At 54.3% G+C, this 25024-nt stretch carries 21 protein-coding genes; 6 read left to right on the forward strand and 15 right to left on the reverse strand.

The window, feature by feature from the left end:
* From APH34_RS26690 to fdhA, 10 genes are all read right to left on the reverse strand, one after another.
* Nucleotides 1-702: 4-hydroxybenzoate 3-monooxygenase (locus tag APH34_RS26690; protein WP_156358130.1), on the reverse strand; the 702-nt coding region annotated here is incomplete at its 3' end.
* A gap of 135 nt (nt 703-837) precedes the next feature.
* Nucleotides 838-2358: an aldehyde dehydrogenase family protein gene (locus tag APH34_RS26695; protein ID WP_019486330.1), complete on the reverse strand. Its 1521-nt coding sequence runs from the start codon at nt 2356-2358 to the stop codon at nt 838-840.
* A gap of 39 nt (nt 2359-2397) precedes the next feature.
* Complete coding sequence (locus tag APH34_RS26700) at nt 2398-3870, reverse strand: aldehyde dehydrogenase family protein (protein WP_054903650.1); 1473 nt, start codon at nt 3868-3870, stop codon at nt 2398-2400.
* Nucleotides 3870-4904: an oxygenase MpaB family protein gene (locus APH34_RS26705; protein ID WP_023094434.1), complete on the reverse strand. Its 1035-nt coding sequence runs from the start codon at nt 4902-4904 to the stop codon at nt 3870-3872. Before APH34_RS26705 ends, APH34_RS26700 begins: the two co-directional genes overlap by 1 nt.
* Before the next feature lie 47 nt (nt 4905-4951).
* Nucleotides 4952-5626 carry an OmpW family protein gene (locus APH34_RS26710; protein ID WP_019486331.1) on the reverse strand — a complete coding sequence of 225 codons (675 nt, stop codon included), beginning with the start codon at nt 5624-5626 and terminating at the stop codon, nt 4952-4954.
* A gap of 85 nt (nt 5627-5711) precedes the next feature.
* A complete protein-coding gene (locus tag APH34_RS26715) occupies nt 5712-6785 on the reverse strand; it encodes an aromatic ring-hydroxylating dioxygenase subunit alpha (protein ID WP_019486332.1) in 1074 nt (357 codons plus the stop codon).
* 36 nt (nt 6786-6821) lie between these two features.
* Nucleotides 6822-7775, reverse strand: a complete 954-nt coding sequence (locus APH34_RS26720; protein ID WP_003137458.1) for a PDR/VanB family oxidoreductase — start codon at nt 7773-7775, stop codon at nt 6822-6824.
* A gap of 381 nt (nt 7776-8156) precedes the next feature.
* Nucleotides 8157-9434, reverse strand: a complete 1278-nt coding sequence (locus APH34_RS26725; RefSeq protein WP_023094435.1) for an OprD family porin — start codon at nt 9432-9434, stop codon at nt 8157-8159.
* Between the two features lie 36 nt (nt 9435-9470).
* On the reverse strand, nt 9471-10802 hold the full coding sequence (locus APH34_RS26730) for an MFS transporter (RefSeq protein WP_003137460.1): 1332 nt from the start codon (nt 10800-10802) through the stop codon (nt 9471-9473).
* A gap of 170 nt (nt 10803-10972) precedes the next feature.
* Nucleotides 10973-12169, reverse strand: coding sequence for a formaldehyde dehydrogenase, glutathione-independent (gene fdhA / locus APH34_RS26735; protein ID WP_019486334.1), 1197 nt, complete (start codon nt 12167-12169; stop codon nt 10973-10975).
* Nucleotides 12170-12531: 362 nt separating this feature from the next.
* Here fdhA and APH34_RS26740 point away from each other — a divergent pair, with 362 nt between their 5' ends.
* Both APH34_RS26740 and APH34_RS26745 read left to right on the forward strand, forming a co-directional pair.
* Nucleotides 12532-12999, forward strand: a complete 468-nt coding sequence (locus APH34_RS26740) for a MarR family winged helix-turn-helix transcriptional regulator (RefSeq protein ID WP_019486335.1) — start codon at nt 12532-12534, stop codon at nt 12997-12999.
* A 455-nt stretch (nt 13000-13454) separates the two neighbouring features.
* Nucleotides 13455-14372: an Abi family protein gene (locus APH34_RS26745; protein WP_054903651.1), complete on the forward strand. Its 918-nt coding sequence runs from the start codon at nt 13455-13457 to the stop codon at nt 14370-14372.
* A gap of 84 nt (nt 14373-14456) precedes the next feature.
* Here APH34_RS26745 and APH34_RS26750 read toward each other — a convergent pair whose 3' ends face one another.
* Nucleotides 14457-15608 (reverse strand): Y-family DNA polymerase, encoded by a 1152-nt coding sequence (locus tag APH34_RS26750; protein WP_232895395.1) that lies wholly within the window; start codon nt 15606-15608, stop codon nt 14457-14459.
* 460 nt (nt 15609-16068) lie between these two features.
* Between APH34_RS26750 and APH34_RS26755 the strand changes: the two genes are divergently transcribed.
* The 4 genes from APH34_RS26755 to APH34_RS26770 are packed head-to-tail and all read left to right on the forward strand — an operon-like array spanning nt 16069 to nt 19788.
* Nucleotides 16069-17556, forward strand: a complete 1488-nt coding sequence (locus tag APH34_RS26755) for a SulP family inorganic anion transporter (RefSeq protein ID WP_004574009.1) — start codon at nt 16069-16071, stop codon at nt 17554-17556.
* 14 nt (nt 17557-17570) lie between these two features.
* On the forward strand, nt 17571-18422 hold the full coding sequence (locus APH34_RS26760; protein ID WP_004574008.1) for a universal stress protein: 852 nt from the start codon (nt 17571-17573) through the stop codon (nt 18420-18422).
* Nucleotides 18422-18781 (forward strand): TraR/DksA C4-type zinc finger protein, encoded by a 360-nt coding sequence (locus tag APH34_RS26765; protein WP_004574007.1) that lies wholly within the window; start codon nt 18422-18424, stop codon nt 18779-18781. Before APH34_RS26760 ends, APH34_RS26765 begins: the two co-directional genes overlap by 1 nt.
* A gap of 44 nt (nt 18782-18825) precedes the next feature.
* Nucleotides 18826-19788, forward strand: a complete 963-nt coding sequence (locus APH34_RS26770) for an SdiA-regulated domain-containing protein (protein ID WP_014003922.1) — start codon at nt 18826-18828, stop codon at nt 19786-19788.
* 90 nt (nt 19789-19878) lie between these two features.
* Here APH34_RS26770 and APH34_RS26775 read toward each other — a convergent pair whose 3' ends face one another.
* From APH34_RS26775 to APH34_RS26795, 4 genes are all read right to left on the reverse strand, one after another.
* Nucleotides 19879-20295, reverse strand: a complete 417-nt coding sequence (locus tag APH34_RS26775) for a hypothetical protein (RefSeq protein ID WP_004574005.1) — start codon at nt 20293-20295, stop codon at nt 19879-19881.
* Nucleotides 20288-22027 (reverse strand): tyrosine-type recombinase/integrase, encoded by a 1740-nt coding sequence (locus tag APH34_RS29670; RefSeq protein WP_223198351.1) that lies wholly within the window; start codon nt 22025-22027, stop codon nt 20288-20290. The genes APH34_RS26775 and APH34_RS29670 overlap by 8 nt, the downstream gene beginning before the upstream one ends.
* A 98-nt stretch (nt 22028-22125) precedes the next feature.
* Nucleotides 22126-23733: a hypothetical protein gene (locus tag APH34_RS26790; RefSeq protein ID WP_014003918.1), complete on the reverse strand. Its 1608-nt coding sequence runs from the start codon at nt 23731-23733 to the stop codon at nt 22126-22128.
* Nucleotides 23734-23743: 10 nt separating this feature from the next.
* Nucleotides 23744-24901: a tyrosine-type recombinase/integrase gene (locus tag APH34_RS26795; RefSeq protein WP_004573994.1), complete on the reverse strand. Its 1158-nt coding sequence runs from the start codon at nt 24899-24901 to the stop codon at nt 23744-23746.
* Between the last annotated feature and the right edge of the window lie 123 nt (nt 24902-25024).

Genomic DNA, 25024 nt, shown 5'->3' on the forward strand with positions numbered 1-25024 from the left:
CCAGTTTTCGACTTTCTCTTCCGAACCAACTTGAACGTAGTAGCGTGTGCGAGTGGGTGATCGCATGCTGCACAAGGCAAATCCACGTTCATGCTTGGCGTAAATCAGCTCATCGTTCACTGGAGGCGTATCTGCCAACACGCCTAGCCAACCGAACGGATAGACACGTTCGAATTCTTTGAGCACACCCTCTGGAATGGATTTACGGGAGATGCCGTGATAACCGTCACATCCAGCCACGTACGCGCAGTCAAGGCGTACGTTCTCACCGTTATAGGTAAACGTCACATAGGGTGAGTCGGATTTCAGTTCGTGAAGCTCAACGTCCGGCACGGAGTAAAGCGTGGTGGCACCGCTCTTGAGCCGAGCCGCCATGAGGTCTCTTGTTACTTCTGTTTGGCCGTAGATCGTGACGGTCTTACCGCCGGTTAACGCTTTCAGGTCGACATGGACGCGCTTGTTGTTGAATGCCAACTCGAAGCCGTCATGAACAAGGCCCTCACGCTCCATTCGCTCTGCCACGCCAGCTTCGCGGAGAAGGTCCACCATTCCTTGCTCAAGAACCCCGGCACGAATTCGGCCCAATACATAGTCAGGGCTTTGTCTTTCGATAATGACGTTGTCGATGCCAGCTTTATGAAGTAGTTGACCCAGCAAAAGCCCCGAGGGGCCCGCGCCGATGATCGCGACAGTAGTTTTCATAATGACCTCAATTTACTCTCAGGCATTTCACACGCGCAGCCGGGTGCTTGCTACGCGACTGGTAACTAAGATTTAGAACGTATGAACGGGAGGTGGCGGGCTCAGGTATTGAGCTGACCGCTACCCCTGTTGTGTTTAGAAGAAGCCCAAAGGGTTGATGTCGTAGCTGATCAGCAAGTTTTTGGTCTGCTGATAATGGTCGAGCATCATTTTGTGGGTTTCACGACCTACACCAGACTTTTTGTAGCCGCCGAATGCCGCGTGTGCGGGATAGAGGTGGTAGCAATTGGTCCATACTCGGCCAGCCTTGATAGCACGACCCATTCTGTACGCACGGTTGATGTCGCGCGTCCACAGGCCGGCGCCGAGGCCAAATTCGGTGTCATTCGCGATGGCCAACGCTTCAGCTTCATCTTTGAAGGTGGTCACCCCAACTACAGGTCCGAAGATCTCCTCCTGGAAGACTCGCATTTTATTGTGACCCTTGAGCAGCGTAGGCTGTATGTAGTACCCGCTGGAGAGATCACCATCCAAGGCTTCGGAGGCGCCACCTGCGAGTAGTTCGGCCCCTTCCTCTTGAGCAATGTCCAGGTAGCTCAGGATTTTTTCAAACTGCTGTTGCGACGCCTGAGCACCTACCATGGTTTCAGTGTCCAGAGGGTTGCCACGCTTGATGGCCTTCATCTTCCTCTGTACTGCGTCCATGAAGGGCTCGAAAATCGATTCCTGAACGAGAGCTCGTGAAGGACAGGTGCATACCTCCCCTTGGTTGAAGAAAGCCAGGACCAGCCCTTCAGCAGCTTTTTCGATGAACTCTGGCTCTGCCGCCATGATGTCTTCAAAGAAAATGTTCGGGCTTTTCCCACCCAGCTCAACAGTGCTCGGGATGATGCTCGCCGCAGCGCATTTCATGATGTGAGAGCCGACCGGCGTTGAACCGGTGAACGCGATTTTGGCTATTCGCGTGCTCGTAGCCAGTGCTTCACCAGCTTCGCGGCCAAAGCCTTGAACAATGTTAAGGACGCCCGGCGGCAACAGATCACCAATTAGCTCGATAAACACGGTGATCGAAAGAGGGGTCTGCTCCGCAGGCTTGAGGACGATGGTGTTGCCTGCAGCCAATGCCGGAGCGAGTTTCCACGCAGCCATCAGCAGCGGGAAATTCCAGGGAATGATTTGGGCAACCACACCCAGCGGTTCATGAAAATGGTAGGCCGCAGTGTGTTCATTGATCTCAGCTGCTCCGCCCTCCTGGGCACGGATGCAGCCTGCAAAGTATCGGAAGTGATCTGCAGCCAGTGGGACATCAGCATTAAGGGTTTCACGTACCGCCTTACCGTTGTCCCACGTTTCACTCACTGCGAGAATCTCAAGATTGGCCTCGATCCGATCCGCGATTTTCAACAGGATTCGCGCACGATCCTGAACTGAAGTTTTCCCCCAGACATCGGCTGCCGCGTGCGCTGCATCCAGCGCTTTTTCTACATCGTCAGCCCCCGATCGCGGAAACTCGGCAATCACTGCACCGTTAACTGGAGACGAATTGGTGAAGTATTGGCCTGCGAGAGGTGGGACAAATTCGCCGTTGATGTAGTTGCCGTAGCGCTCTTTGAACGAAACGACGGAGCCAGGTTGTCCAGGATTGACGTAAATCATGTTGAAAATCTCTTTTTGGTTAAGACGCAGCCTGCGCTGTCAGAACGGGTAAGGGCGTGGCTTCACCTGAATCGATACCCACTGGGTGGTGGTAAATTCTTCAATCGCCCAGTCACCGTTGAAGCGGCCGAGCCCTGAATTCTTTTCCCCGCCGAACGGAATATTTGGAGCGTCGGCGACTGGGATATCGTTCACATGAGCCATTCCAGAGTGAATACGGCGAGCGAATTGCGCGCCACGCTCCAGGTCTTGGCAGAACACGGCGGCCGATAGTCCGTAGCAGGTGTCGTTGGCGAGAGCGAGGGCATGTTCAGCGTCGCGGGCACGCATGATCCCTGCAATCGGCCCGAAGATTTCGTCGTATGCCAATTCCATCGAGGGCTGCACTTCAGTGAACACGTGCGGAGCGAATACCAAACCAGAAGATTCACCGGCATAAGCCAGGTGCGCACCCTCGGCTTTTGCCTGCTCCACTTTCTTTTGCAGGCCTCCAAACTGTTTGCGGTTGATCACCGGTCCTACAGCGGTCTTCGGATCAGCAGGATCACCCAGTGCCAAACCACGCACACGCTGAATGAACAGCTCGACGAAGCGGTCGTACACAGCGTCCTCGACGATGAAGCGGTTTACCGCCATGCAGATTTGACCCTGGTGAAGGAACTTGCCTACAACAGCTGCATGTGAGGCTTGTTCAAGATCGGCATCAGCCAACACAACGAAGGGGTTGTTACCACCAAGCTCAAGGGCGACGTGCTTGAGGTATTTTCCACTGCCCACCTGTTTAGCGATGTTCTGGCCTACCGGTGTAGACCCTGTGAAGGAGATCAAACCCGGGACTTTGTGCTGGACAAACGGATCACCGATTTCAGCTCCAGCGCCGACCACGACACTCAGAACGCCAGGTGGAAGTCCAGCTTCTTCAAAGATGCGGGCCAGTAGCAGACCGCCTGTTACGGGAGTGTCGCTTGCTGGTTTAATAACCACAGCGTTGCCGAGTGCCAATGCGGGCGCTACAGAGCGTTGGGTCAAATGCAGAGGGAAGTTCCAAGGGCTGATGACGCCCACCACTCCAAGCGGTCTGCGGTAGATACGGCTTTCCTTGTCAGGTATGTCCGTCTCTACAATGCGCCCGTGAACGCGGTTGGGGAATGATGCAGCCTCAAGGGTGATGGCTTTCGCCGCCATCCATTCAAACTCCGCCTTGACCACGGTACTGCCTGATTCTTTCACCAGCCAGCTGACCACCTCGTCGTGGCGCTCGTCGAGAATTTGTGCTGCGCGCAGCAGAACGGCGGAGCGTGCAGAAGGCCCCAACGATGCCCAGGCCAGCTGAGCTATTTCAGCAACCAGGTAGGCCTCATCCAGATCAGCCTTGGTGGCCATCGGGATCTCAATGAGGGGGGACTCGGTGAACGGGTTCAGTACGGTCAGCGCACGATCCGAACTACCGGCGCGGCTGACACCATCGATCGGTTGAAGGTGCAACTGGCTGTAATGCTCTGGCTTGCTCATCAGTTAGTCCTCAAGTCGGAATTGTTGGCTTCCCCGTTCGCTTTGCCAGCGTGGAAAGGGCAACCAGATGAATCGGCGGACGGTATGGAGGGTTGGCTAGTCGCTCCAGGGAAAGGACATTTCACCTCGGCTGTAGGCGGATCAATGTGTTGGCCTGGGCGTACCGGTTTCCTGCGCGCCTTTTCTGGAGTTGATAATTTCGGGTCGGGGAAGACACGCTCCTGAAGCGTTAAGCCGAACCACAGGCCCTTTCGCATCACCCACTTCATGATCGGGTTAGGTTTCCCGGACTGCATCAAGCCGTTGATGGTGGGAAGCTGGAACGAGAGATAGAGTTGACGGCCAATCCACCCTAATGGGCCTGGGAAGTAGGCATCCACGAATTGCTTGATGATGGCCTCGGTCAGCACTCGCCCGGATTCAACCTGTTCCCATGGCTGGGCTTCGTAATCCTCGATGTACTGCAGCATGGCCTCGAAGCTTTCCGGATACTCAGTGACTAAACCGTCTTCACTCCAGAATTGCCGGCAGATAGCGGCCCAGTAGCGCTGCGAAGCGATTTGCTGATTTTTGGTAAAACCCGGAAGACCGACGCTCAGGCGCAAGCGGTGCAGGTTGGCCCCGATCCAGGCTGTGGTATAGATCACATCGCGAGCCGGGAATGTACCAGGGGAACGCTTGGCAAGTGCTGCATGCCCGCGATTCACATGCGCCAATGAAGCTTGCATCCTCGGATCATCCGGCCCGTATTCGAACCAGGTCCAAAAATGCTGCAAGGTGTCGTCGGTACGCTTCTGCGGTTTTTTGATGGCTTTTTCTGTCGTTACTCCCATCACGACGCTGCCCGCCGGCGGTTGGGTAAAAGCAGGGATGCCCAGCGTGTAAACCAGGTTCATCACAAAGTCGTTCACATAGTACGTTGTGGACAGCCGCCAGATTTCGGCAAAGTCCTTTTCAGGGTCCAGCCGCTCTATTTCCCTGGCTATCCATTTGTATCCGCGGTTGTCGCTAACCGCTGCGTTGGTGCCTTGCATGATGTCCTCCATGACGCGGAAAAAGCTCCGCGTCTATAGCAGGTGACTTAGAATTTGAAGACCAAGCCCGTCTGGAAGACCAGCGGGTCGAGAGTGACTTCAGCCTTTGCGGGCGCGCCACCGAGGTTGCCCTTCGCATCGGTCTCCAAATACAGCTTCTTCACGTCCAGGAAGACGCCGTAGCCCTCGCCAAACCAGTATTCGGCACCGGCTTGGAAGTACGGACCCCAGGTATCGTCGATTTCCAGATCCTGGACAGCACCGTCCTCAGAGCTGAATATTTTCAGGTAGCTCAGGCCAGCGCCCAGATACGGGCGGAAGGCGCCTTTCTCGTTGAACTGGTACTGCAACGAAATACCGGCGGGCCCGTATTTCGCTTTACCCAACGTCCCTAGTCCGTCAGCTGTGCCCTTACCAGTCAGCTTAGTCTTCGGAGGGTTGCCCAACGTCAACGCGACAGACCAGTTCGGCGCGAAGCGGTAGCCCAACTCACCGATGAGTGCAGCGTTATTCTTCATGTCGGCACCGGCACCTGGAATGGTGTTGCCGAATGCCTTCAATGTGACGTCCTCGTCGAACTGAATGTAGCCAGGGCCGATTCGCAGCCACCAGTTAGATTCATCTGCAGCGTGTGCCATTGAACCGTAGGCAGTTAACACCGAAGCGCAGAGTGTCGCGGCCGTTCTCTTAAACGACAGGCTGTAACGGGACAGATTACTCATGTGTACCTCTTATTTTTATTTAGCACGCAAGGACGTCGGCTCCACGGCAATGCTTAGGGCATGACCGGGGAATACATCAATAAAGCTATTGGAGCTTGAGCTGGTCGATGATTCGTCGAGCGCGGTTCGCTCCAACATCAACATGAATATCGATCATGGGTTTTTCACCGAAGCGACGCATGTTCTGGTACTGCGCTTCAATGACTTCTTTGTCTTCATCGAAGGTCAGGACTGTTTGTTCAATCACTTTGGCCTTGATGAGCTCAGGATCACTCACTGGGTTAGTTGCCATCGTCCAGAAATAATGGCTTGTGGTATCCGTCTCTGGCGTTACTCCGTGGAAGCCACGCATATGGAACCCGCCACGCTCCGGATCATCCATCGAGTCAGTTCCGACATCGACCGCGCCGGTCCAGATTCGGAGATGCGATACATGAAATTCAATTTCCTGCCAACGATCGACATTGCCCTTGAAAGGGAAAGCGGCAGTGTAAGTGGGCGGTGGGACTGAGTCAGGCATGTAGCGTACAACCCGGACCATGTCACCTTCACTTTCAACCTTCATCTCGGCGTTCATGTGAATCCGCGCATTCCCGCCAATAGTTTTCAAGTGCACATAACCCAGATGGCTCAGGTCCATCAGGTTGTCGTGAATGAGCTGATACGGCGCGTCGTAGTGGTAGACGGAACCATCAAAAACATACTTTCCGCTACTGTGGACCTCGTATGCTGGTGGCTCGCAATCAGGCTCGGATGCTGCGTCAGCTCCAAACCAGATCCACACGATCTGATCACGCTCACGCACATGGTAAGCGGGTACTTTTGCCTTACTTGGGATCTTGTCCTGGCCAGGGATCTCAACGCATTTGCCGGCTTGGTTGAACAGCAAACCGTGATACCCACAGCGAACCCCGGCTTCTTCCAACGTCCCGTTAGACAGAGGCAGCGCTCGATGACAGCAGCGGTCTTCCAAGGCAGCGACTTGGCCATCGCCCATGCGGAACAGGACAACAGGCTTGTTGAGCAATGTACGCCCTACAGGTTTGTCCTTGAGCTCCCAGCTCAGCGCAGCGACATACCACTGGTTTAGTGGAAAGGCTGTGGCTTTAGGCGTTGGCGCAACCTCATAGGCGAGTTGTTCAGCAGCAGAAGTGCTCATGGCATCCTCCATCGATCAGGTTTTTATTATCGGAACTCACAAATCGAGAACCAGGCGTGGCGATTTCGAGCGGGAGCAGCAAGGTGTAAATTGGTCGTTAGCGGCATGCTCAGCTGCGGTCATGAACTGATCACGATGATCGGGGGTACCCTTCAGAACTCGTGTGATACAAGAGCCACAGACACCTTGTTCACAAGAACTGGGGATTTCGATGCCACAGTCGTCAAGCACCTCGAACACGGTGCGGTCAGCAGGGATTTGGATCACTTGCCCTGATTTCGCAAGTTCAACTTCGAATGGTTGGTCGCCCTCGTGGCTCACTGGGGCGGCGGCGAAGAACTCCCTGTGAACCTGAGACTCCGGCCAGCGGTGTTCCGCAGCGGTTTCCAAGATGTAATTCATAAAACCACCGGGACCGCACACATAGAGGTGCGAGCCGGGTTGCGGAAGCCCAAGCAAATCATGGGCGCTGATCCGCTGTTCCTCGGCACCACTGTCGTCGTGCAGATAGACACGATCCTTGAAGTCAGAGGCTTTGAGATAATCGACGAACGCCGCCCGATCGGAGGTCCTGTAGCAGTAGTGAAGCTCGAAATTAGCTCCCCGCTCATGCAGCGCATGTGCCATTGCCAGGATCGGCGTGATGCCAATACCACCAGCAAATAGCAAATGCTTGTCGCCGCCATCATCAAGCGGGAAAAGATTTCGCGGTTCACTAATTGAAATAAGCCCACCTACATCGATTTCGCTATGCATCGAAATCGACCCGCCGCGTGAAGCTGGATCTTTCAAAACACCGATGACGTAGCGGTGACGCTCAGCTGGGGAGTTGCACAGTGAGTATTGGCGAACAATGCCATTTGGCATATGGACATCGATATGAGCACCTGCGCTAAACGCAGGAAGCTCTTCAGTGCCGACCGCCCGTAATTCAAAGCTGAGAATATCGGTCGCTTCAACTTTCTTTCGGAAAACCTGAACTTTCAACATGACTTCTCCCTCCACTCAAAAAGTGGCCTACAAATTTTTTACGCGCATGCAACTATGAGTGGATAGGAACTCAGTCGCGTCGAGAGTTTGGAGAGATCATGCTAGGAGGGGACAGGCAGGCATAATTAAGGCGGGTCATGGTGGCACCTTACTCGGTTATTTTTGTATGGAGGTGGTCTGCATCGAGGCGACCATCACTTTGCACTTCGGCTGAGCTTAGAATCACTTGAATTGGTTGCGGTGTCAACCAATTCCAGTGATCATTTTCTTCTCAGCTGAGGCAGTCATATAGCTGTAACCTCTGAGCGGCCTCATCGTAAGAACATAATTTTCCATCAAAATCAGTATGTTAGGCTCATGAAGCTTTGCTGTTGGTTCCGTTCACCAGACCTTCAGGGTGTAGTCGAGGTTGATTCGGGTCTCGTTGTCACTGCGGAACGTGGCGGTTGGTTCGTGATCGTTTCGGTAGAAAGCATGCCGTAATCGAATCGCCAAGCCCGCTGCTGGGCCCGACTGCACAACGTATGCAAGCTCAAGGTCCTTGCTGGATTCCGTGAGATTGCTGCCCCCGAGCTTTGGGAGATCTATATTCGTACCGCGCATGTAGCGCGCCATGGCAGTCAGTCCAGGAATGCCCAACGCCACAAAGTTGAAGTCATAGCGAGCAACCGCCGTGCGCTCTTTCGGGTTGACGAAATCTGAGCTCATCGCACCATCGCTGAGAACAGCAGGTTCGCCACCCGCTATGTACGCCATGGCGGTGTCCCCGGTTTGGTACATATAGCCCATGCCTAGCGAGTGCCCTCCCACTTGGTAGGTAAGCATGAGGCCTGCGTTGAGGTTATCGACATTGCCCGCTTCAGCCCTGCCATTGTCACGGCTATCGAATACCCGGAAATCGCTTTTCAGCTTGCCTGGACCTAGCGGCAGGTAATGAATTGCGCCGGCAAAATCCTGCTCGTAAATGTCCTCAAGTCGAGCATGGTAGTAGCGCAGGGTCAGAGCATCCGACCATTTGTAGTCCCCACCGATGAAATCGAATCGCTCAGAGCTAGCTCCTGGGCGGAATCGACCGTTGGGTGATGCAATTGCGATGGGTTGATTGTCTGTCGAGTCGCGCAGGTTGATTCGAGTCATACGGCCAGCGTGCAGACTCAGTTGACTGATGTCCTGGGAAGTAAGGTATGCCCCCAAGAACGACTGTGGGAGAAGTCGAGCTGGGCTCGCGGTGATGACCGGAAGGCTCGGAAAATGCGTGCCCACAGCCAGTTTTGTCTCCGAGACTTTCGCCTTCAAAGCCACGCCCATCTCTGAATATTCGTCTCGCGCTTCGCGATCTTGTGGGTCGTAGGCGAGCAACTGCGTGCCTGTTCTGTCCGGCGATGAGTCAAGCTTTACGCCGATCATGCCAGTCAGATCCAGGCCAAATCCGACTGGACCCTCCGTGAAACCTGAGTTTGCTCGAAGGATGAAGCCTTGGGCCCACTCGCGAGCAGCTGATTGAGGAGATTCACCCTTGTAATCACGGTCAAGGTAAAAATTCCGAGCAGTCACTGTCACACTTGCTCCGTCAGTTAAATCGGCCATTGCCGGATTCGAGGCAATAGCTCCCGCGATGCCCAAGCTAAAGAGCCATGGGCATTTGATTTGGTCGGACATGTTCGAGCCCTTTTTTGTAGTTTTTGTTGGCGTTGATTAGGTACTTGAAAGAGCAGCTTGGGAGCGCCGCTGGGTTTTCATTAATCCAATGACGATGGCAGCCAGGACGAATGACAAGGCGAAGAACATGTACAGTTCGGAGGGTTGCCACTGTGCATCTATTAACCGCCCGGCCACCAGTGGAGACAGGATTGCGCCACTACGTCCGATCCCTATCCCCCACCCCAACCCTGTCACTCTCTGAGAGGGATCGTAGATAGAGGGAGTCAGTGAGTAGAGACCCGCGACGCAGCCGTTGACGAACACGCCAATCGCAACCACTACAGCAAAGGCAACATGTAGGTTTGCCGTTGACCTTACGAACACAGCCATCAGTAGCGCGTTGATTATCAGATAGCCCATCAACACCCGTGACAACCGAATGCGGGCAGCGAGCAGGCCGACCAGCGAGGTTCCAATGATCCCGCCGACGTTCAGCAGAACGCCACCTGTTATTCCTTGTTGATTGGACAATCCAGCAGCTACCAGCAAGCGGGGGGTCCAGCTCATCACAAAGTAAAACCCGAACATCACTAAGAAGAAGGCTGCCCACACTAGCAAGGTGGAGCGCAGTAGGCTTGGGGAGAAGAGCTCAATGAAAGAGCGTTTCATCGATGGATTGTGGGACCGCTGGAAAGCTGGGAGTTCGTGAAGCGGGGAAATATGAATTCGATCAAGCAAGGTGTTGATATGATCAAGCGCCTTTCTAGGCTGCCTCGAAATCAGAAATGCCAACGACTCCGGCAGCCACAAAGCAAGCACGGGCAGGGTCACGAGAGTTGCAATTCCGCCGTAGAAGAATACTGATCGCCATCCTGTCTCTGGGATGATTTGCGCCGCGAATATGCCACCGACGGTTGCCCCCAAAGCGTAAGCAGTGGTCTGCAAGCTGATAGCCATGCTGCGCCATTTCTTGTTCGCGTACTCGCCTGCGATCACATAGCTGCTGGCGAGGATCCCCCCAATTCCCAGGCCAGTAACCAACCGAAGTGCACCCAGCATTTCAGGTGAAGTTGCCCACGAAGACAGCAACATTCCGAAACCGGCAATCGCCACACAAACGAGGATCAGCGGGCGTCGACCATACCGGTCTGCCCACGGCGCAATGAAAAGGGAACCGACCGCCATACCGACCAGGCCGGCGCTCAAGAGGTAACCCAGCTGGGTCCCCGTTAGCCCCCAATCTGCCGAAACGGACGCTGCAGTGAACGCCATTACCAGAACGTCGAACCCGTCCAACATGTTGATGAGAAAGCAGAGCGAGATCACGCCCCACTGAAAACTGACCATGGGTTTCTCATCCATCAACTTCCCGATGGAATTATCCATGAGAGATTCCCCCGTTAGGCTGAGTCACGAGGAAGGCTGATCTTTGGGCAGCCGAAGGCGCGGGATTTTCCCGGTTTTGTACTAAGAGCATGGCGATTTACCTTCTTGTTTTCTTTATTGGTAGCAACGCAAGAGGTGAGACAGGGCGATTGCCCCGTCTCGGTAGATGTTCAGGCGCTAAACGTCTTGTGCGGATCGATTACAAACTTCTTGGGTACTCCTGCATCGAACTCGCCGTAGCCTTCAGGCGCCTGGTCCAGGCTAATTACCTGAACACCGACCACGTCGGCGATGTTGATGCGATCCCACATGATGGCCTGCATCAACTGGCGGTTGTACTTCATGGTTGGAGTCTGGCCAGTGTGGAAGCTGTGCGACTTCGCCCAGCCCAAACCGAAGCGGATGCTCAGTGCACCGATCTTGGCGGCAGCATCGACCGCGCCTGGGTCTTCAGTCACGTACAACCCTGGGATACCGATGTTGCCGGCAACGCGAGTCACCTGCATCAGCGAGTTCAGCACAGTAGCCGGCGCTTCGTGCTTGGCACCTTCGTGGCCATGTCCACGAGCCTCAAAGCCAACGGCGTCGACCGCGCAGTCCACTTCCGGCTCCCCAAGAATATCGACGATCTGCTCGTGCAGCGGGGTGTCCTTGGACAGGTCGACCACCTCGAAGCCCTGGGCTTTGGCATGGGCCAAGCGGGCCGGGTTAAGGTCGCCGACGATCACGCAGGCAGCCCCCAGCAGGCGGGCCGAGGCAGCGGCAGCAAGGCCGACCGGGCCGGCGCCCGCGACGTAGACGGTGCTGCCTGGGCCTACGCCAGCAGTCACAGCGCCGTGGTAGCCGGTAGGCAGAATGTCGGACAGGCAGGTCAGGTCACGGATCTTTTCCATGGCCTTGTCGCGTTCGGGCAGTTTCAGCAGGTTGAAGTCGGCGTATGGCACCAGCACGTACTCGGCCTGGCCACCGGTCCAGTCGCCCATGTCGACGTAGCCGTAGGCACCACCAGCGCGAGCCGGGTTGACGGTAAGGCACACACCTGTATGCATCTCTTTGCAGGAGCGGCAGCGGCCGCAGGCGACGTTGAACGGTACCGACACCAGGTCGCCGATCTGCATGCGCTCGACGTCGCTCCCTTTCTCGACGATCTCACCGGTAATTTCGTGGCCCAGGACCAGGCCGACCTGGGCAGTGGTGCGGCCCCTGACCATGTGCTGGTCAGAGCCACAGATGTTGGTGGAGACCACCTTGAGAATCACGCCGTGCTCGATCTTCTTGCCGCGTGGGTCCTGCATTTTGGGATAGTCGATTTTTTGAACCTCGACCTTTCCTGCTCCCAAGTACACAACACCTCTGTTTCCGGACATACAACCTCCTCTACATGCGCGCAGAATTGCGCGGCTTAAACGCTCCCTGTCCCTTGATATTCCGCCGACTAGGCCGAGATGAAGGCGCAGCTTGGCCGTCCGCATCGAAGCGGCTTTTTCAAGAGGAAGGGGAATCTAGGCTGCCGAGAGCTTCAAATGATGCGAAGCGTAGGCTGACTATAGGAATCGGAAAGGGCGGCAAATGTGACGTCAATCATGACTTACCCCTGGTAATTTTTTTTGTGAGGTTTCTTTCGCCATGGCATGCTGCCGAAGGCCAAGATTGAGGTTATCCTTACCGCATTTGGTTGCGGTGTCAACTAATCGCCATGAATGAAAACGTTCTCAAGGATTGCGCAGTTATGCCTGAATCGACGCATCTCAATTTGTCGCGTTACGTCCCTGGCCTGCTGACTTTCCTGGCCAATAAGCTGGCGACGGGTGCATCCCACTGTTATCGCAAGCATTTTGGGATTGGCGTGGTGGAGTGGCGCATGCTTTCCATGCTTGCGGTTGAAAATCACATCACAGCTAATCGCATCAGCCAAGTTATCGGGCTGGATAAGAGCGCGGTTAGCCGGTCGTTACAGTCGCTAGAAAAAGCAGGTTACGTCTGCTCTGAGGTCGACACTGAAGATGCACGGCGATACACCGTGAGTCTTACGGAAAGTGGCCAGGAACTCCACAATCGCGTTCTAGTCGTCGCGCTTGAGCGTGAGAGAAGGTTGCTAAGTGACCTCTCGGCGGATGAGGTGGATGTGCTGGTAAATCTGCTTGGTCGTTTGCACGCTAAGGTTAGCTACGTCAATGAATTTGACCCGGAATGCTGAATTATATCTCCAAGTCGCTACGAGCTTACCTGGTGGACAGCCAGTCCCCAGGGTGGGGCTAAGGAGCAACCTGCTGCACCAGGGAAATGTAAACAACCCTTGCCTAAAATCATGTGAAGTTAACGGATTTCTGAATGCGATCACGATCACGATTCCTAACATCCTGACCTAAAATGATTTTTTGTCATTGTTGACAGTTTTTTGTATGTACAACCGTTCATGGATCCCTACCGGTTCAGCTGGAACCTGCAATGAAAGCGACGACCATCCCGGATGGCGGTAACGCGTTGATTTGGCCTCGTTTTGCCTGGCAGATTGATCATATTTGATCAACCAGTAGGACCGTGTTAGCATTGATCCCAAGAATAGCCCCCACGCCTCGGGCGGGACTTGTCCCGTACTGCGCACCAGGGGGTTAGTTATTTCTGGCCCCATGCCCCGCAGGATGCTTTGGCATGCCGCAAGCACCCCTCTATTTCCTCAAGCCTGCGAAGCCACCCAACGCTCTGCTGCGCCACCTAAGACTCAAAGGATTAGGTACCCGCGGACAGCGAGACAAAGCCCTGCACGCCCTTGAGTTCATCGGCTATCACCGCCTGCTGATCTACATGCGGCCGCTGCAGGACCCTCAAAAGCGGTTCTTTGCCACCGTCCAGTTCGACGACATCCTACAGCTTTATGACTTTGATCGCAGGCTACGCCTTGTGTTCTTGGATGCGATTGATCGCATCGAGGTCGCGTTCCGTGCAGCGATCATCAACACCTTGGCCCAAGACAAAACCTGCGGTAGTCATTTCTACATGGACGCCATCCACTTCAAGGATTGCAAAGCTCATCGCGACGTCATGAAACAGGTGCTGGGCCTTCCGGAAAAAAATGCGGCCATCAAGCATTACTACGATAACTACAACACGCCGGCCCTGCCGCCTGTATGGACGGTTCTCGAGGCGATGACCATCGGCCAGCTTTCGCGCCTGTTCAGTGATCTGCACCTGGATCATCGCAAAACTGTAGCGGCCAAATTCGGCTACGACGAGTCTGTGTTGGTGACTTGGCTGAAAAGCCTGACCATCCTGCGAAATGTCTGCGCCCACCATGGCAGGCTGTGGAACGCGTCGATCACCGCAGATGCCCCGAAATATGCCAAGGCTATTGCTGGTGAGTTTCCCAGTCACAATGATCGAGGGCGCATTTTTGCCCGAGCAGTCGTCGTCCAGGCTTTGCTCGTAAAAATCGACCCCACCTCCGACTGGAAGGTACGGTTCAAGCAGTTGATGTCGACCCTGCCTACGGCTGGCTTAGGGAAAGCAGGTCTAACCACGGCCGAGCTTGGCCTGGTTGCAGGTTGGGAGATCCGGCCATTCTGGTCGTGATGTCGCAGCGAGAATCCTCCATCGAGCCCGCCATTGCGCGGGCTTCGCTTTACCCCTCCGCCCTCTCGGAGGATGCTTTGCACTTCAACTGCATTTGACCTGCCACAGTTGCTCCCAGCTGGTCATGTAACTGGGGCTTAGGAGTGCCCGGCGCATCCCCCAGTCCGGCGTCAGCGGAACGGCAGCGGTGCGCAAGCAGTCATGGCCCCAGCGACGGTTAATTTTATCCATGGTGGCCATAAGCGCGTCGGAGCGCTCAGGCTGGCCCGGGCTGAAAAGGTCCAGCGAGAACTCCCCTCGCTTGCGCAAATCCATCAGCAAGACTTCGGCCTTGCTGTACGCGAAGCCTGGCCGGTAGATCTGCTCGACCGCCTGCAGTGCGCATTTGGTCAGCTGGCGTACATCATCGGTGGGGTAGGGCGGTATGCACGTAGCTGTGTTCGCATACTTCGGCCCATCGCCGTGAAACGAAGTCTGAATGCCTATCCGCATAGCACCGCACAGAGAGCGCTGCTTGCGCAGTTTCTCCGCAGCACGGTGAATGTACGTAGCCAACGCCTCCTGCAGGCCTTTCAGCGTGTGTACGCGCTGTCCAAACATTTTGCTGGAGCAAATCGATTGCTTGGGCGCAACCGATTGCTCCAGGTCCATACAGGATTCGCCTTGCAGCTCACGTATCGTACGCTCGAGCACGACGCTGTATTTACGGCCCATTGCCCGTGCGTCTGCTTGCGACAGCTCCCAGGCCGTACTGATCCCGTCGCGTGCCAGGTTATCGCGCATGCGACTGCCGACACCCCAAACCTCATCGACAGGCATACGCCGGAGCAGCCATTCGACCGCCTCTGGTTTGCGCAGATCCACCACGCCTCCAGTCTTCTCTCGCCACACCTTTGAGGCGTGCTGAGCGGCTTTGGCCAAGGTTTTGGTATGCCCAATGCCGACACCCACTGGCAGCGCAGTCCATTGCAGGACACGGGCTTGAATGGCCCGGCCTACATCACCGATCGGCTCGGGTAGGCCATCAAGACTGCAGAACAACTCATCGATTGAGTACCGCTCCCATTGCGGCACCAGTGAGGCGATGGCCAGGCCAACGCGGTGACTCAATTCGCCATACAGGGTGTAATTGCTACTGAAAACTGCGACGCCGTTCTGTTCGAGGAAGCCGCGCACCTTGAAGTACGGATCACCCATCTTCAAGCCCAGGGCTTTAGCCTCGTTCGTACGAGCCACGATGCAGCCATCATTGTATCTGAATGATCCTAACAGTTAGTTTGTTGTAAGATATTGATTTATAAGGGAATTAACCCACTAACATTTTTTGATTATTTTCCTTCGTTCCTGATGGCGATACTCCTCGACTAAGCCTATTTCAGACGTGGCTTCGCAAAGCAGGGCGGCGGATCGCAATCGACGATAGCTTCACTGTATACTTTTGGCTCCGCATACCCCTTGAGCTACAGGAACACCAGCATGACTGTACTCCAAACGCTCTACTGGCAGCCTACGCCGCCTTAGCGCTACGCCCCCTCGCAACACCTCGCCTCCGCCAGTTTCGCTCGCGGCTGCGTACTGCTGTACGCCCGGTTCTTACACCCAAAGCGCACAGCAAAATAATCCTCACAATTTGAATTCGTATCGACGCGCTCGCCATTTCCTGGCATGCGTGCGGTGCATTGCTTTGGATATTCTGATGCTACAAACACTCAAACAAACGTGGTTTTCCAACGTCCGTGGCGACGTGCTCGCGGGGATCGTCGTCGCACTTGCGCTGATCCCTGAAGCCATCGCTTTCTCTATCATTGCGGGCGTCGACCCCAAAGTTGGTCTCTACGCCTCATTCTGTATCGCCGTAGTGATCGCCTTTGTCGGTGGCCGCCCAGGCATGATTTCAGCCGCGACAGGGGCCATGGCACTGCTGATGGTGACCCTGGTCAAGAACCATGGTCTTGAATATCTGCTGGCCGCCACGCTGCTGTGTGGCGTGTTGCAAATTGGTGCTGGCTACCTGAAGCTCGGCTCGCTGATGCGCTTCGTTTCGCGCTCGGTGGTGACCGGCTTCGTCAATGCGCTGGCGATCCTGATCTTCATGGCTCAGCTGCCCGAGCTGACCAATGTCACCTGGCACGTCTACGCCATGACAGCCGCAGGCCTCGGCATCATTTATCTGTTCCCCTATGTCCCGAAGATCGGCAAGCTCATCCCATCGCCGCTGGTGTGCATCATCGTGCTGACCGCCGTTGCCATGTCGGTTGGGCTGGATATCCGCACGGTCGGTGATATGGGTCAACTGCCGGATACGCTGCCAATCTTTCTCTGGCCTGACGTGCCGCTGACGTTCGAGACGTTGGCCATCATCTTCCCTTACTCGGCAGCACTGGCCGTGGTCGGTCTGCTGGAGTCGATGATGACCGCGACCATTGTTGACGACCTGACCGACACCCCTAGTGACAAGAACCGCGAGTGCAAGGGCCAGGGCGTGGCCAACATTGCTTCGGGTCTGATCGGCGGTATGGCCGGCTGCGCGATGATTGGTCAGTCGATCATCAACGTGAAATCCGGCGGTCGCTCTCGCCTGTCGTCCCTGGCAGCAGGCGTATTCCTGCTGCTGATGGTGGTATTCCTCGGCGATTGGCTGAAGCAGATCCCAATGGCTGCTCTGGTAGCCGTAATGATCATGGTATCCATCGGCACCTTCAGTTGGGATTCGCTGCGCAACCTGAAGAAGCACCCGTTGTCGACCAACATTGTCATGGTCGTCACCGTGGTGGTCGTGGTCGCCACCCACAACCTGGCCTTCGGCGTGCTGGCCGGCGTGCTGCTGGCCGCGATGTTCTTCGCCAACAAGGTTGGCCATTACATGGCAATCAGCTCTTTGCTGGACGAAGCCGGCGAGCATCGTAGCTATAACGTCACCGGCCAGGTGTTCTTCAGCTCGGCAGACAAGTTCGTCGCGGCCTTCGACTTCAAGGAAGCCCTGAACAAGGTAACCATCGACCTGAATCGCGCCCACTTCTGGGATATCACCGCTGTTGCAGCCCTGGACAAGGTGGTTATCAAGTTCCGCCGCGAAGGCACCGAAGTTGAAGTGCTGGGTCTCAACGAAGCAAGCGCCACTATCGTGGATCGCTTTGGTGTTCACGATAAACCCGACGCCATTGATCAACTCATGGGCCACTGAGAAGGAGAACAACGATGACCCAAGTAATTGCCTGTATCGACGGTTCCACCTCGGCTCCAGCTGTGTGCGACTACGCAGCATGGGCCAGTCTGAGCCTGGAAGCCCCGCTGACCTTCTTGCATGTGTTGGATCAGCGCCAGTACCCAGTTGCGGCCGACTTGAGTGGCAATATCGGCCTTGGCAGCCGCGAGCATCTGCTTGATGAGCTTGCTTCCCTGGATGAACAGCGGGGAAAGTTGGCCCTTGAGCAAGGGCGGATCATGCTTGCGGCCGCGAAAGAGCGGGCCATTAAGGATGGCGTGGCCGCGCCGGAGTCCAAGCAACGTCATGGCGATCTGCTGGAAAGCCTGCAAGAGCTGCAAACCGAAACGCGCCTGCTGGTCATCGGTCGCCAGGGCGAGTCTAGTGGCAATCTGAGTCAGCAGGTCGGAAGCCAGCTGGAGAGCGTGATTCGTATCATGCACCGGCCAATCCTGGTTACCCCGGCCAGCTTCCAAAAGCCCAAGAGCGCGATGCTGGCATTCGATGGCGGCGCTACTACCCGCAAGGGTGTGGAGATGCTGGCAGCCAGCCCGCTGCTGAAGGGGTTGCCGATCCACCTGGTCATGGTTGGCCCCGTAAGCGATGAAGCATCTGCACAGCTGGACTGGGCGCAGAAAGTGCTGATCAACGCCGGCTTCACTGTTCGTGCCGAGACCCGGAGCGGTGAGATAGAGCCTACCCTGCACGCCTATCAGAAAGAGCATGGCATTGATCTGCTGGTGATGGGGGCCTATGGCCATTCCCGTATCCGGCAGTTCCTGGTCGGTAGCACCACGACCAGCATGCTCCGCACCACCATCAGTCCGCTGTTACTGCTGCGCTAATGGCCATGGACGACGCCCTCGATCTTGCCCATTTCAAGACCCTGCTGGAACAGCGGGCTGCCGAGCTGGATCGATTGCTGGAAGACGCTGAGTCTCGCTCGCAATCGGTAGAGCTGGATCAAAGCAAGGTAGGGCGTTTGTCGAGGATGGATGCACTCCAGCAGCAAGCAATGAACGATGCCATCCGCAGTCGGGCGCAGCATGAACGCGTCCGCCTCCAACTGGCCCTCAAGCGTTGGCACGAGGGTGAGTATGGCTGGTGTAACCAATGCGGCGAGTTGATCGCCTCGGGCCGCCTGGAATTTGATCCGGCCACGCTGCTGTGCATCACCTGTGCGAGTCGCACTGAGTCGGGTTGAAATCGTCACGATTCGTGGCGTCAGCCCCAATTAACGAGATTTCTATGTATTTGTTGGCAAAAAACTGGCTGGGCCGAACACGGAAAACAAGCGCCTGGATGTGGGCACTGCTGTGCCTTGTATTGCTTACCGTATTCCAAGTCCGCACCCATCACCTTGATGATCGTTTGTACTTCTGGATCAAGACCAGCTGGCACACCGACGATTGGCAGGAGCGCTCTGTGTGGCTGCCTGGCTATCGGGTTGAACTGGATGCTAAGGCGGTTTCCGGTGTGGACAGCAATCTTTCGGGTCTGACCTTTGACCCTGACCTAAACCTGCTGTGGGCGGTCACCAACGGCCCAAACGAACTATTGGCCCTTAGTCGTGACGGTGATGTGGAAAGGCGTTACAACCTGGATGGCTTCCACGATGTGGAAGCTGTGTCCTATGCCGGCAATGGCCAGCTGGTAATCGCCGAGGAGCGCCGGCAGAGCCTGGTTATCGTGGATGTCCCCATCGCCGAAGACGGTAAACTTTCTCCTGGTCGACCATTGAGCCGAGACCAGTATCCAGCTCTCACCCTGGCGTTTGGCAAGGAAGACAACAAAGGCCTTGAAGGGCTCGCCTACGACCTGAAAGGCGACCGCCTGTTTGTGACCAAGGAGCGAGATCCTCGCCAATTGCTGGAAGTGAGCGGCCTTCGTGCCAGCCTGGCCGGAGGCTTTTCCTTGCACGTGCGTGACCTGTCCAGCCTGGTAAAAGACAAGGTGTTTGCGACTGACCTGTCTTCAGTCGTCTTCGATCAACAGAGCGGCCATCTGATATTGCTCAGCGACGAGTCGAAACTGCTGATTGAAATGACCGACGAGGGCAAGGTGGTGAGTTTCCGCTCCCTGGCGAGAGGTTTTGCTGGTTTGCTGAAAGGCATACCCCAGGCCGAAGGCGTAACCATCGACAATGAAGGGTATTTGTACGTGGTCAGCGAGCCGAACCTGTTCTATCGCTTCACCCGTGAACCAGATTGACCAGTCAACAAGCTACAGTCGGGCGTGATCGTGGCGCTTGAAGTGGTGGTCTACGATTTTTGCCGAATTCAGTGGGCTCCCCATCAGGGCCTAGTTGGGCCCTGGTTTCAGAGGGAGTGCGGTGACCTTACCGTTGGCAACCGCCTTCAGCTGAATCATCTCGAATATTAGTCGCTGGTTAACCGAAGCCAGCCGAGCTACCTCCGCTAAAAGCTGATCATTCTCTGCACGGAGCACCCTGTTCTTTTCTTTCTCGCTCATCAACGCTTGATGCTTAGAGTCTCGCTGGGCTCGCACCGACTTGCCAACGATGTTGCGAATCCTTTCCGCTATGCTTGGGTAAGTGTTATGGATGAGTCCCGGAGTCACACCTGCGGCACGGGCAACGGATGTGATGGAAAGCTTTTCGTCACCAGCAATTAGATCGTCGACGACCTTGTTGAGCGCGGCGAGTGTCTTCGACCTGGAGCGAATAGGAGAGTCAGGGCCCACCGCCTGTCTAGTCATTTGCCGCCTCCTCCATTTCCTCAACTGGAGAAAGGCCAAGGCTGGTAATTACATCTAGTGCAACCTGCAAGTCGCGTTCTGCGCGCTGCCTAACAGCGGGGCCTGCATCCTCAATTTTTATCAGCTCTCGCTGTTGAATGTAGATGTCCTGCCAAGTGCTGGCGAAGACTTCATCGATCACCGAATTTTTGCACCCTGGACACCGTGTGGCTTCGTATAGACCAGCACCTCCGCAGCCCCGCTCTGTGGCGATGCACCAGCCGTGTCCAGTCGCACGAATGTTGGCATGTGGGGCGGTCTGGGCAAGCAAAGCAGCTCTATCCTTGATTGGAATCGCCCGCAACTCCACAATCTTTTCGCCAGCGCCCCCTGCCAGTGGCTGATCATCGAGCCATGATTCGATCAGGTCAATTTTAAACTCTGTCATCTGCTGGAAGATCTCATCAAAGAGAGTCAGGTCTTGCTGCGGATTGGATGCATAGAGTTGGGTCATACTCATGCTGCTGTGTTTGAACTGCCATTTGAGGTAGATCAATGAAGTGCGGCCCATACGGGATTCTACAAAGCATCTTGCATATGTTCGCCTGCATTGATGCGTCCTCAACGGCCAATCGCTTCCAGCGGCTTTAGCTATACGGTCAAACGCAGCATTGGATGCTTGCCCGCTGAGAGCCTCAACGTGATGGCTTTCCTGAACTTTCCCTCCTTGTGTGTTTCGTCCCAAAAATAGTTTATTCGCGTCTTTTCGGGCTTTTTCGAGCCTAAGGAGATGTTCAGTTGAATACGAAAAATCCCGATTGCTTGCAAGCTGTCTAATCTCTTCATCCAGCTCTTTTCTGATGGGTACTGAATATTTTGCCAAAAGACTTAAAGCTTCAATCGTCAGTTCTGGTACAAGATATTCGACTTGGCCTTTACCTGTCTTGTGCTCGATTGTGGTCACCCAGCAAAAGGTAACCCCGTTTTTTAACTCTTTGCGCCAAGCGCCAACCTCAATTCCAATTGCCTCGTCATTGCGCATGCCGCTAGTGATTGAAACTATATACAGAACAGCATCTCTGCAACGAATTGCCATCCGTTCATCACTAGGATGATATCCAATACCATTGGCTGCCAATTCGGCCTTCATCTCCCGGACAATGCTTTCGCAATAGTTGAAAATCCTAGATTGTTCATCATGAGGAATAATATCTGTTCGCCCGACGTTTTTAGTGGCAGCACCCAACCCTTTTACATTCGCGACCCCACAAATCCGCCACAATGTCGAATTACCCCAAGGATAACTCTGAATGGGAAACATCGTGTCGGCAGAAAACACCCAAAGAAAATCAATAACCCGTAATCGCCCATACAGCGGGAGAGGCTTTAACTTCAATTCATATTTGCAATGATGAACGTAATTGCTGACATGGATCGGACGGACATCTGCAAAGCTTGAAACTCCTAGATCGTTTAACCAGCGAACAAAAGGCATCGCGCTGACGACGGCGAAAGTAGTAATGCCCCGTGCGATAGGAGGTTTGGATCTAGGCATTCCTCTTTTAAACCAAGCATAAGCAACAGCTTTGCAGTCATCAATAAGCGCCCGAGGCATGCCCATATCCCAGTTGATGAATTTATAAGAATGAGCAACATTGGCCTGATCAAAAAACGGGCGAAGATCCCACTGTGCATCGCCAAACCTGCTAAGAACGAAGGTTTCTCCATCTTCATTAACGATAGCGCTGATCACGATTGCATCCCGCTCTGCGGGACTTAGGCCATTCGCTGAAACTGGTTGTGCGATGAGGACATCATATGCCTTTAACACCGCACTCGTGGTTCTTATGCTCAAATTTCACCGTCCAATTTTTTCTTCATGAACTCGATTTTTTTAGCCCAGAACAAGTGCGGAGATGACTCAGCCTGAGCCCTTGCTTGCGAAACCAATGCAAGATCAAACTTCTGGGTGAAATCATCTATCAATCGAATATAGTCAAACTGACGCTTGCGCCATGCGCCCCACTCGTCCGTGAGAAAGTATTCGACTTCTGCATACAAGAATTGTTGGTAGCTGAACAGCCGGTATAAGTCCTCCAAGGTGCCTACAATTGCATAGCTAGGGCAACCGAGGCAGTGGATGAATTCAGAACAATGATTGACGCCATCCTTTGGTGCCAGACTACCGTAAAGGCTATCTTTGCAGCCGCCTGGCGGGGTTGGTATAACGTTTATGCCACGTAGTTTGTCCGGAAAAGCCTCCCCAACAAATGTCGCCCCGTCGATCTTGATCTCATCGTTGATTTTCAAATAGTGATTATCGGCGACACCAGGGGTATGACCCATAACGGAGGAAACTTCTATAATGTCGCCACCACTCAGTTTCCACAAACGGCTTTCCATAGTCTTTCGCAGCCGACTAAGCGTGACATTTAGCCGATTGCCTTGATCATCCTGAAGCGCATGACGCTCACAAATGCTTTTTGCCGTGACATATAAAGCACCGGGTGTAAGGGTAACGATGTCGTTCGAGCGGCCAGGCTGGCCCGAGCGATATAACCACACACATGAAGATATTTCATCAGGTGCCAGTGCTACGAGTGGCTTAGAAATCTCCAGCGCCTTATTGAGGACTGCCACCCCATCCAGGGGAATAGCACTGTACTCATCTAGCAGATTAGTCTGACGGATTGTTTTGCTCTGTGCGCCTTTACCTCGACGTTTGACGGTAGTAATCAACCTGAGATTAGGAATAAATGGGTGAGGCTGTAGGGCATCCCTCTTCATCTCCAAGAGCGGCGTAGTATTGATTCCAGACCTTGCCGCAGTAATTAGTAGCAATACAGCCATCGCCTCCGCGCCATTTCCAAGGAATGCACCCTTATGGATGGCAATAAGATCTGACTTCAAAGCGCCAATCAGCCTTTGCATTTCACCCAAGGTGAGCGGATCTGCATCTTTAGTGCTCTGCGCATTATTAGGAAATGGATTGAGGGGCAAAAGATCGTCAAGATTGACTTCAATAAATCCATATTCAGCCAAAACAACAACTAACGACTTGAAGCTAGTATAGTAATTCTTGGCTGTCGAGCCGTTAGGGTATTTTAGCCTCAGCCAAGAGACGTATCGCTCCAAGTGGCGTTTGGTAAGACTGTTTGGCGTTGCAGGTGGCGACTTGACCGAACCGCCACTCAAGAAATTTATAAAAAATCTTAGTCCGTTCGTAGAGTAACCAATCAAGGTCGTCACTGAGAAGTTTCCTCCTTGTAGCAAAGCTTTGATAACGTGAAGACTTTGAATTGCCCAAGCATCGAAGCCCAAGCCTAAATATTTCGTATGATCGAGTTGCCTGTGGTTTCTCGGATTTCTCGGCAGGTCAATCTTGATATCATCTTCGACAGCCTCGAATCCTTTTGTAACCGACCGCATAACCGCCTTGTAGCTTTTTTGCCGAGCCAATGGTGCTACCTCAGATACGCGAAACCGAATCAGTCATAAACATCATGTCAATTTCGTCCTCGTGAGCAAGGACGGATTGGGCTTCAAGCTGGTTTATGAGATGCAAATAGATCATAGTTGTTTGCACATCTGAATGCCCCAGCCTATCTCGGACATACAACAATGGCTCACCTTCAAACTCTTTACTTTTTCGAAGAGCAAGCAAGGTATAAGTCCCATAGGTGTGGCGTAGCATGTGGGCCCGAACATAGAAGCCGCACTTTCTTTCATAGGACTTCATAACGTCCACTACGGAATCTTTTGAATAATGCCTGCCTTCATTAGTCAGCAGCAGCGCGGTAACACGTCCATCACTATTGGACTTACGAACCTCTCGTTGGTGAAGGGAGTAAGACCACATGCTCTCCATCAACGACCATGGCACGTCGATAGTTCTAGGCCGGTCGTACTTGATATGCATGTCTGAAGGATCAAGAGCAACACTGATCATTTGCCCTGGGCGCAGTCCCTTCTTCAACCTGGGGTTGAACACATATTTGAGAGGAAAAGACCTCGCCTCACAGGAGCGAAGGCCGGTACGCACCATGAGGTGGAACAATATCTGGTGGCTTGGATCGGTATCCAGGGCAAGGCATACCTTGACTTGATCCTTGGTCAGGAATTTGGTCAAGCGCTTTCGGTCGCGAACCATCACCGAAACTTTCGTGCTCTCGGCTCCGGGCCGAGCGATATGACTGAGAAGACCGGAATGTTGGGCAGCTCTTACCCTTTTCTCACCGAAGGGCAGCACAGTTATCAGGTTGCGCTGCTTAGCCCATCGGTAGAACCTCACGATCAAGGCCAGACGATTGTTCACCGTGCCGGGATCAAGTGCTAATTCTCCGCTCGACCAATCCCTATACCTCGACAGAGCACTCAGACCGTGAGCCGGGCTTTCCTCGTCCCAGGCCAATCCATTGGCTTCCAGGAAGGCAAAGTAATCGTACAGACGCCGTCCATAGGCTTCCCAAGTCAAATCGCTTAGGGCCTCACCTGACTCGATAAGCGTGTGCCAAAGGAAGGATTGAGCTGGCTCGACTGGCCATCCCTCTGACCCAATCAGCAACGGAAAGCCTTCAAAGGATCGACCTGCTAATGCTAGGTCTTTTGTTGCGAATACCAGCCTCATGCCGCTGCCCTAAACCACTTCCAATGGATTGCCTTATGAAGCCTGGAAACTGCTGCTCCAGAGGGGTTCAGAAGGTGGCGCGGACTCTACAGGATTTACTAACGATTCCCACCCCTCAGATCC

The organism is Pseudomonas sp. NBRC 111131 (genome assembly GCF_001320525.1).
Classification (GTDB): domain Bacteria; phylum Pseudomonadota; class Gammaproteobacteria; order Pseudomonadales; family Pseudomonadaceae; genus Aquipseudomonas; species Aquipseudomonas ceruminis.